Annotated in this window: 6 protein-coding genes and 1 pseudogene; all 7 read left to right on the top strand. The window is 60.7% G+C overall.

What is annotated here, in order from left to right:
• Positions 1 to 586: 586 nt before the first annotated feature.
• Positions 587 to 1,948 (top strand): purine-cytosine permease family protein, encoded by a 1,362-nt coding sequence (locus UIA24_RS22675; RefSeq protein WP_099775122.1) that lies wholly within the window; start codon positions 587 to 589, stop codon positions 1,946 to 1,948.
• 121 nt (positions 1,949 to 2,069) lie between these two features.
• A complete protein-coding gene (locus tag UIA24_RS22670) occupies positions 2,070 to 3,248 on the top strand; it encodes a hypothetical protein (protein WP_102051484.1) in 1,179 nt (392 codons plus the stop codon).
• Positions 3,249 to 3,394: 146 nt separating this feature from the next.
• Entirely contained in the window at positions 3,395 to 5,140 is a 1,746-nt protein-coding gene (gene capB, locus UIA24_RS22665; protein ID WP_102051483.1) for a caprolactamase subunit beta, read from the top strand.
• A 34-nt stretch (positions 5,141 to 5,174) separates the two neighbouring features.
• Complete coding sequence (capA, locus tag UIA24_RS22660; RefSeq protein WP_330523996.1) at positions 5,175 to 7,265, top strand: caprolactamase subunit alpha; 2,091 nt, start codon at positions 5,175 to 5,177, stop codon at positions 7,263 to 7,265.
• A gap of 95 nt (positions 7,266 to 7,360) precedes the next feature.
• The gene (locus UIA24_RS22655; protein ID WP_065762027.1) at positions 7,361 to 8,326 is read left to right on the top strand and encodes a helix-turn-helix domain-containing protein; all 966 of its coding nucleotides are present in this window, start codon (positions 7,361 to 7,363) and stop codon (positions 8,324 to 8,326) included.
• A gap of 281 nt (positions 8,327 to 8,607) precedes the next feature.
• Positions 8,608 to 9,357 (top strand): electron transfer flavoprotein subunit beta/FixA family protein, encoded by a 750-nt coding sequence (locus UIA24_RS22650; RefSeq protein ID WP_330523995.1) that lies wholly within the window; start codon positions 8,608 to 8,610, stop codon positions 9,355 to 9,357.
• Positions 9,357 to 9,568, top strand: a pseudogene (locus UIA24_RS22645) (electron transfer flavoprotein subunit alpha/FixB family protein); the annotation flags it as partial. The gene UIA24_RS22650 and the pseudogene UIA24_RS22645, both read left to right, overlap by 1 nt.

Genomic DNA, 9,568 nt, shown 5'->3' with positions numbered 1-9,568 from the left:
GCGTTTGTATCGCGGGCAAGCCCGGCTCCTACAGGCTGCGCGGGCTCTGTTGGAGCTGGCTTGCCTGCGATGGCGTCTGTGGGGTGTCAGTGGTTTCGCGGCGTTTGTATCGCGGGCAAGCCCGGCTCCTACAGGTTGCGCGGGCTCTGTTGGAGTTGGCTTGCCTGCGATGGCGTCGGTGGGGTGTCAGTGGGTTCGCGGTGTTTGCATCGCGGGCAAGCCCGACTCCTACAGGTTACGCGGGCTCTGTTGGAGCTGGCTTGCCTGCGATGGCGTCGGTGGGGTGTCAGTGGGTTCGCGGCGTCTGCATCGCGGGCAAGCCCGGCTCCTACAGGCTGCGCGGGCTCTGTTGGAGCAGGCTTGCCTGCGATGGTGTCGGTGGGGTGTCAGTGGGTTCGCGGCGTTTGTATCGCGGGCAAGCCCGGCTCCTACAAGGATCTGCGCGGCGTCTACATCGTTGGCAAGCCAATGCTCCACAGGGTCTCAATGCGCTGACCTGCAAAAGACAGTGCAGCCAAGCACAATTATTCAGCGGATGAGCCTTTTTATAATCGCGACTCTTCATACAACAATAAAGAGAAGAGCCATGGCCACACCCATCCCCAAACAGGTCGACAGTACCGACTGCACCGCTTTTGCCGTTCCGGACACGCATCGCCTCAGTAAACTATCGCTAACGATGGCCTGGTGGGGCATCTGCAGCGCAATGTTCTGGCTAGTAGTCTCGGCCACGCTGGCCATGACCTTCGGCACTGAGCAGGCCATTATCGGCCTGGTGCTGTCGGTCATCGCCTATGCCGCTATCAACACCGTCATCTCCCGCTATGCAATGAAAACCGGGCTTTCGGTAGCGCTTTTCTCCCGGGTGTTGTTCGGGCGAACCGGTGCAACCCTTGCCACACTGATCTTCTTCGCCACGGCCACCTACTACAGCGTCTTTGAAGGTTCGGTCATTGCCATCGCCATTCATGACTACGTGTCGTCAATGTCGTTGAATCAGGCCTACCTGTTGGTTGTGCTGTACAGCGTGCCGTTGATCTTCGGCAGCGTGCAGAACTGGATGGACAAGCTCAACGGGGTGCTGTTGCCGTTTTACCTGGTGGGCCTGGTTGCGTTGGTGATCATGACCATCGCCGAATACGGCTACAGTTCGGCGTGGTTGCACATGGGGCCGGCAAGCGGCCCGGTGGAAAACGGCTGGTGGCACTGTTTCAGCTACTTCATGGGCGTATGGATCCTGATGATGTACACCTGGGACTATGCCAGGTTCGGCCGTAAACAGGACGTATCCTTCCACAGCCGATTCAACTTCGGCCTGCCGTTCTACACCTTTACCTTTCTCATCAACGGCCTGGTGGGAATTTTCATTGCCGGGACGATTCCCACGCCAGGAGGGCTGACAGAAGTTTCGGTCGTGAAGGCGATCGTCGAGCTGATGGGGGTGTGGGGCCTGATTTTCGTCTGGGTAAGCCAAACACGCATCAACTCGGCAAACTTCTTCCTGGCGGCGACCAACATGCAAGCCTTCTTTGGCCGCCTGGGCTTGGCCAGGGTGCCTTACATCGCGTGGGCAGTCGCAGTCGGGGCATTGGTCTACGCACTGATGCGCTTGAACGTGTTCGACTACATCCTGCAGGCGTTGGCTTACCAGAGCATCTTTGTCGTGGCCTGGGTGGCGATTGCACTGGCGCATATTTTCTCGCCCAAGTACCACCAACTGTTCGACGGCAAGATCGAGTATGAACTGGAACGTGTCAGCGCGATAAACCCTTGCGGTCTTGGCGCCTGGTTCTTCGCCGCCGGGCTGGGGATTCTCCTGCTCAACTCGGGCAGCGCCACGCTCGCCACTTTTTCTGCCCCGGTGACGTTCATCAGTGCCTTTGCTGCCTATTGGCTGTTGCTCAACAGTGCCAAACGCAGTTGGTTCGTGCGACCGCACTGTTCCTGACAACCACTTCACACCGCCCCTTTTCAGCACCTGAAAGCGCTTTACCTCCCCGAGCCGCGGGATGACTGCGGTTCGGCTTTTTTACGCGCCTAAAACAACAATAAGACCCAAGGACATACACATGCGTTCAGTGAACTATCGCACGGTGACGGCTGCAGTTTTTGCACAACTACTGACCCTGTACGGCGCTCCCGCGTTTGCCGTGGCCATCAACGAAAACCTGGATATTGGCGGCGCCATCCGTGCGCGTGTTGACTACGACCCGGATCAAGACCTGGAAAAAATCAGCTTCGATACGTTTTTCCTGACCGCCACCTACACCTCCAGCAGTTGGATAGGCGCCGCGAAATACCGCTTCTACGGAGATGCCTACCCCTTTTCCTACACAGACAGCATCGGCGACATCTCTTTTCCCGAGTACGCCTGGCTAGGCTACAAATTCAACGATTCGCAACAGGTACAGGTCGGCCTGAACCACATTCCGTTTGGCTTGCAGCCCTACTTCGGCAGCCCCTTCTTTGAATCGCTGGGCAATGTGATCGGGTTGGAGGACATTCAGGACCTGGGCATCAAGTACATCCAGAACACCCCAGACTGGAACCTGCAGGCCGGTTATTACCTGCGCCCGATTGATCAGGGCCAGGGCACCAGCCGCGGTGGACGTACCTATTCGACCAGCGTCGCCAAGGCCGACACCTATGTGGCAGACGGCAGCAGCAACCAGGAGCGCAATATTGTCGTCGGACGCCTGGCCCGTAACCTGAAGCTCGGCAACTGGCAGTCGGAGGTCGGCGCATCGGCGCTTACTTCGGAACTGGAGAACCGCGACACCCATGACAGCGGTCGACGTAACGCCGTGGCCGTGCATTACATGGGCAAGAACGGCCCTTGGGGCGTTCAACTGCAGGCCACACGCCAGGACATGACGCCGAGAAATCCCGGTAACGACAAGTACGTCACGTTCGGCAGCTATGACGCGACGTTCAACGTTGCGGCCAAGGGCGACCTGTATGTGACCGACCTCAGCTATGACATCGCCGGGAAATACGGTTGGTTGTCAGGCATCAAGCTGTACGGCAACTACAGCCTCTTCGACAAGCGCGACAGCGCGTTCCATGACTCCCAGCGTTTCATTCTCGGCACGTCGTTCTCACTCAAGGACCTCTGGATAGCCGTGGAATGGCTGCACGGCAAGAACGACCCGTACATCGGTGGCAGCAGCTTCACCCAGAGCCTGGGCGCGGGTGGCAGCAATCAATGGGAGAACCAGCTTTACACCAACATTGGGTACTACTTCTGACCCCGCGCGACAGTACCAGTGCCCTCAGTATCAAAAAACAGTGCACGCGGCGACAAGCCTGCCGCCTCGAGGTACGCGTAGCTTTGTGTCGTGGGTCAGGCATCCGTCCTGCCCCACCCAGATAACAACAAGATTCTTGGTGACCCATGAGTACAGTAGATCCGATCACCCTGGCCGTCGTGCGAGGCGCACTCGAAACCGCGCAGCGGGAAATGACCCTGACGCTGGAAAAAACCGGCCGTTCGAGTGTTTTCAACCTGGCACACGACTATTCCAACGCCCTCTTCGACCACCTGCCGGAAATGATCCTGCAAGGCCAGGACATCCCCATACACCTGGGGTCGCTGATCCCCGCGATGAAGTGCGTTGCCGGCTTCTTTGGCGACGACATCCTTGAAGGCGACGTGATCTATCACAACGACCCTGCCTACAACGGCAGTCATATTCTCGACTGCTGCATGTACAAGCCGGTTTTTTACAAAGGGGAACTGGTGTTCTGGACGGTCTGCAAAGGCCACCTGACCGACATCGGTGGCCCGGTACCGGCCGGTTACAACCCGGACGCCAAGGAAATCTACGCCGAAGGCCTGCGTATTCCGCCAGTGAAGCTGTGGTCCAGAGGCCAGCGCCGCGAAGACGTCATCAACCTGTTGCTGACCAACATGCGCGCCCGGGCTTACCAGGAAGGTGATCTGAATGCTCAATACGGTGCTTGCAGTGTCGGCGAGCGGCACTTGATCGAGCTGCTTGACCGCTATGGCGTGGAACAGGTTCGCGCCTGCATCGCCGAGTTGAAAGACATGGCTGACCGCCATATGCGTGCCTTGCTGCGTGACGTACCTGACGGTATCTACAGCGGTACGGCGGTGCTTGAAGACTCAGGCCATGGCCTGGGCCAACTGTCGATCACCGCCCAGGTGGAGATTCGCGGTGACGAAGCCCACGTGCTGATCGAAAGCCCGCCACAGGTGCCCTACTTCATCAACTCCTATGCCGGCAACTCGGTCTCCGGGGTGTACCTGGGGCTGATGATGTTTGCCCAGGTGCCACCGCCTTACAACGAAGGGCTCTACCGCTGCGTCAGCGTCGACCTCGGGCCACCAGGCACCCTGTGCAACGCGCAGGAACCCGCACCGCACGTCAACAGCACCACCACGCCCATGGAAACCCTCGCCGACGCCGTGCGCCAGGCGCTTGAGCAAGCCGCACCGGAGCGGGTCACCGCCTCCTGGGGCCACGCCAGCGGCATCAACATTGCTGGTCACGATCCGCGTAACGGCAACGACGAATACGTGACCATGGTGCTGGCCTCGATCATTTCCGGCGCAGGTGCGAACAAGGAAATGGATGGCTGGCCGGCCTGTGGCCCGCTGTGCTGCTTCGGTGCACTGATGTCCGGTGATATCGAGCTGCTGGAGTACTCCTACCCGGTGTTGATCCACCGCTACAGCCTGATGACCGACAGCGGTGGCGCCGGGGAATTCAGAGGCGGCTCGGGCACACGCATCGAGATCGAGCCACTGAACCATGCCATGACCGTGGTGGGGTTTGGTGAAGGCCGGCAACTGCCAACGGCGGGCGCTGCGGGTGCGACCAACGTCCTGCTCGAACCCAAGCTTGGCCGCCTGATCCACCGCAAAGTCGACGGTGAGGAAGCCCACTTTACCTACAACGCACTGCTGACTGCCCAACCGGGCGAGCGGGTCATCAACGTCAATCCAGGGGGTGGTGGCTACGGCAACCCCATGCGCCGGCCTGTCGCCACGGTATTGAACGACGTGCTGAACGGTCTGGTGTCGCCTGAAGGCGCCCGCCTGGAATACGGCGTGGTGCTCGACAGCAACGGCAACCTCGACGAAGCCGCGACACACGCCATGCGCGCCGCACACTGATTGATGCCCCTTGAGCAATGCAGAGACTTTTACCATGACTAAGCAGCAATATCGCCTGGGCATCGACGCCGGCGGCACCTTCACCGACTTCATCCTCGCTGACCGCAGTGGCAACGTTCAGTTGTTCAAAGCGCCTTCGACGCCACAGGACGGCACCCTCGCCATCCGCAATGGCCTGGCGCAAATCGCTGACGCCATCGGCCGCACACCGGCGCAGATCATTGCCGACTGCGACCTATGCATCAACGGCACCACAGTGGCCCTCAATGCCCTGATCGAAAAAACCGGCGTCAAGGTCGGCCTGCTGTGCACCGAGGGCCATGAAGACAGCCTGGAAATCCGCCTGGGCCACAAGGAGGATGGCCACCGCTACGATGCCAGCTACCCGCCGGCGCACATGCTGGTACCGCGTCATCTGCGCCGCCCTGTCGGTGGCCGCATCCTCAGCGACGGCAGCGAGTACAGCCCGCTTGACGAAGACGCCATCCGGGAAGCCATCGACTACTTCCGCGAGCAGGACGTCAAGGCCGTGGCCATCTCGTTCGTCTGGTCGGTGCGCAACCCCAGCCATGAGCAACGCGCTGCAGCCATGGTCCGAGACGCCCTGCCCGGCGTGTTCGTGTGCACCGGCAACGAGGTGTTCCCACAGATTCGCGAGTACACCCGTACCTCGACCACCGTGGTCAACGCTTACCTGAGCCCGGTCATGGGCCGTTACATCGAACGGATCGATGCGCTGTTCGAAGAGCTCGGTGCGCAACAACCCACCCGCTACTTCCAGTCCAATGGTGGCCTGGCGCCGGGTGTCGTGATGCGCGAGCGCGCGGTCAATGCGATCAACTCCGGCCCGGCGTCCGCACCACAAGCCGGGCTGTGCGTGGCCGCGCCGTTCGGCATCGACAACGTGATTACCGTGGACATGGGCGGCACCTCGTTCGATATCACGCTGAGCAAGTCCGGGCGAACCAACTTCAGCAAAGACACCGACTTCCTGCGTTACCGTATTGGCGTACCGATGATCCAGGTCGAAACGCTGGGCGCTGGCGGCGGCTCGATTGCCTACCTGGACGACTTTGGCATGTTGCAGGTTGGCCCGCGCAGTGCCGGCGCCAACCCTGGCCCGGTCTGTTACGGCAAAGGTGGCGTCGAACCCACCGTCACCGACGCCAACCTGGCACTCGGCTACCTGGCCGATGGTGCGCTGCTGGGCGGCAGCATTCGCCTGAACCGGCAAGCGGCGATTGATGCCATTCGCCACAAGATCGCTGAACCGCTGGGCATCAGCGTCGAGCGTGCGGCCATCGGTATCATTACCCTGGTCAACCTGAACATGGTCAGCGGCATCCGCCGGGTATCGGTCGAACGCGGCTACGACCCCCGTGACTTTGCCCTGATCGGCGCCGGTGGCGCAGCGGGCATGCACGTCATGCGCCTGGCCGAGGAAATCGGCAGCAAGGTGGTACTGATCCCTAAAGTTGCCTCCGGCCTGTGCGCGTTCGGGCAGATCCTCTCGGACATCCGTTACGATCAGTTGAGCACCCTGCCCATGCGCCTGGACGACGACCTGGTCGACCTGCCACTGCTCAACCAAACCCTGCGCGCCCTGCGCGAACGCGGCCTTAACAACCTGCGCGATGATGGTTTCAGTGCGGGCAATGCGGTCGAATGCCTGTACAACCTGGAAATCCGCTACCTGGGCCAGGTTCACGAGTGCAGTGTCGAACTGGACTGCGATCAGCTGGATCATGAGCGCCTTCAAGCCTTGCGCACGGCGTTCCATGAGCGACACAAGGCACTCTTCTCCTACAGCGAGCCGGACAGCCCGGCAGAGCTGGTCAACCTGGAGTGCTCGGTGATCGCCCGCCTGCAGCGCCCACCCATGCCGGAACTGCCCGTGCAGGCCAACCTCGATCCGGCCAGCCCGATCGCTCACCGGGCCATGCTCTTCGACGCGCAAGACGCCTGGCAGGAAACCCCCGTGTACAACGGTGATCGACTGCAGGCCGGGCACACGGTTCAAGGCCCCTGCGTGATCGAGGAAGCGACGACCAATATCGTCGTGCCACCGGGCTGGCAAGCCACGCTGGCGCCTTCGGCTACCTACCGGCTGACGCCCAGTGATTGACCTTAGCTAAGCATTGGCAAATTATGGCAAAGCAACGGTGCCGGGGGCTTACCCCCGGCACCGTCCTCACAATAAAAAAGACACGAGGATCGGCCATGGCAATCACACTCAGCAGCCGCTATTGGCCCGACAACGAACGCCAGGCACGTTGGGCCGCGGCGATCGGCAGTACCTATTTCCCGCTGTCACTGAATTTCGATCCCGGCGCACGTTTCAGTGGCAACCTGCAAGTGTGGGAAACCCAAAGCACCGCGTTGACCCTGTCACGGCTGCGCTCCACCCAAATGGGCTACTCGCGCAGCAAGGCCCAGGTCAGTGAAGACCGCGAGGCGTGCTACCTGGTCACGGTACCGCGCCGCAGCGAGGTGCACTTCGAGCAGGATGGCCGCGTACTGCACTGCCAGCCTGGCGGGTTTATCTTTGAGCGCGGTGATGCGCCCTACCGCTTTCACTACGCCAGCGACAACGACCTGTGGGTGTTCAAGCTTCCCGAACGCGCCCTGCATGGCCAACTGCGCGGCGCCGAGCGCTATACCCGCCTGTGTTTCGATGCCAAGCGCGGGCTGGGTCGAATCTTCGTCGACCAACTGGCAATGTGCGCGGCTCGCTTCGATGAATGCGACGATACCGCCCGCCATATGCTGCTGGAGCAAGCGCTCTCAACCTTGCTGATGGCGCTACGCGATGACCAGCGGGTACTCAACAGCGAAAGTTCAAGCCTGGCTGCCCTGCATTTGCAGCGTATTGAACACTACGTCGAGCAACAGTTGGGCAACCCGGATCTCGCCCCGCAAATGATCGCTGACGCCTGCAAGCTGTCGGTGCGTTATCTGCACAAACTGTTCACGGCCACCCCCTACAGCCTCAGCGAGTGGATCCGCCTACGGCGTCTTGAAGCGGTGCACAGAGACCTGCATGACCCTTATTGCCACTTGTCCATCGGCGAACTGGCAATGCGCTGGGGCTTCAGTGATCAGGCTCAATTTGCCCGCAGCTTCCGCCAACGCTTCGGTTGTACCGCCAAGGAAGTACGCGCCGCCGCCAGTGGGCACCCTCACTGAAAAGGCACTGAAAAAGGCCACGCCGCCGCCTGCTGGCGGCGGCATTGCGCCAGAAAACAAGGCCTGACCTGATCCGAACGGACGATTCGGACACCGCTGGGGCATCGGTATCGTAAACGGTGCCACGGCATTACTGCTGCGGCCCTGAAACACACTAACGAACGCCTGCCCGACGCATTCTGTCGGCACCACCCACCGCGATCTGATTCGCGATCCACGCGGGGCGGCCCACTGCTGCCGTCACTGCCCGCTATCACGATGCACCACCTTTGGAGAGCGCTATGAAAGTGCTGGTAAGCGTCAAACGAGTGGTCGATTACAACGTCAAGGTTCGCGTCAAGGCGGACAACTCCGGCGTCGACCTGACTAACGTGAAAATGGCCCTGAACCCCTTCTGCGAGATCGCTGTGGAAGAGGCCGTACGCCTGAAGGAAAAAGGCGTGGCGACCGAGATCGTCGTCGTTACCATCGGCCCGAGCACGGCTCAGGAACAACTGCGTACGGCGCTGGCGCTGGGCGCCGACCGTGCGATCCTGGTCGAGGCCGATGAAGCGCTCAATTCCCTGGCCGTGGCCAAACTGCTCAAGGCGGTTGTCGATAAGGAGCAGCCACAGCTGGTGATTCTTGGCAAGCAAGCCATCGACAGCGATAACAACCAGACCGGTCAGATGCTGGCAGCGTTGAGCGGTTTCGCCCAGGGCACCTTCGCTTCCAAGGTTGAAGTCGCCGGTGACAAGCTCAACGTGACCCGTGAAGTCGATGGCGGCCTGCAGACCGTTGCACTGAACCTGCCCGCTATCGTCACAACCGACCTGCGTCTGAACGAGCCGCGCTACGCGTCCTTGCCGAACATCATGAAGGCCAAGAAGAAGCCGCTGGAAACCGTCACCCCGAGCGCCCTGGGCGTATCCACTGTGTCTACCCAACAGATCCTGCGCGTCGACGCTCCAGCTAACCGAAGCGCCGGCATCAAGGTCAAATCGGTGGCTGAACTGGTCGAGAAACTGAAAACTGAAGCGAAGGTGATCTGATGACTATCCTGGTTATCGCTGAACACGAAAACGGTGCCGTTGCCCCGGCTACCCTGAACACTGTTGCCGCTGCTGCGAAAATCGGTGGTGATATTCACGTACTGGTTGCTGGTCAGGGCGTTGGCGCCGTAACACAGGCCGCTGCGAACATCGCTGGCGTCAGCAAGGTGCTGGTTGCCGACAACGCTGCCTACGCGCACCAGTTGCCAGA

The organism is Pseudomonas sp. AL 58, assembly GCF_036348395.1.
GTDB classification, from domain to species: Bacteria; Pseudomonadota; Gammaproteobacteria; order Pseudomonadales; family Pseudomonadaceae; genus Aquipseudomonas; species Aquipseudomonas defluvii.
The sequence above is the reverse complement of the archived record's forward strand: the minus strand, read 5'-3'. Positions and strand labels throughout refer to the sequence as shown.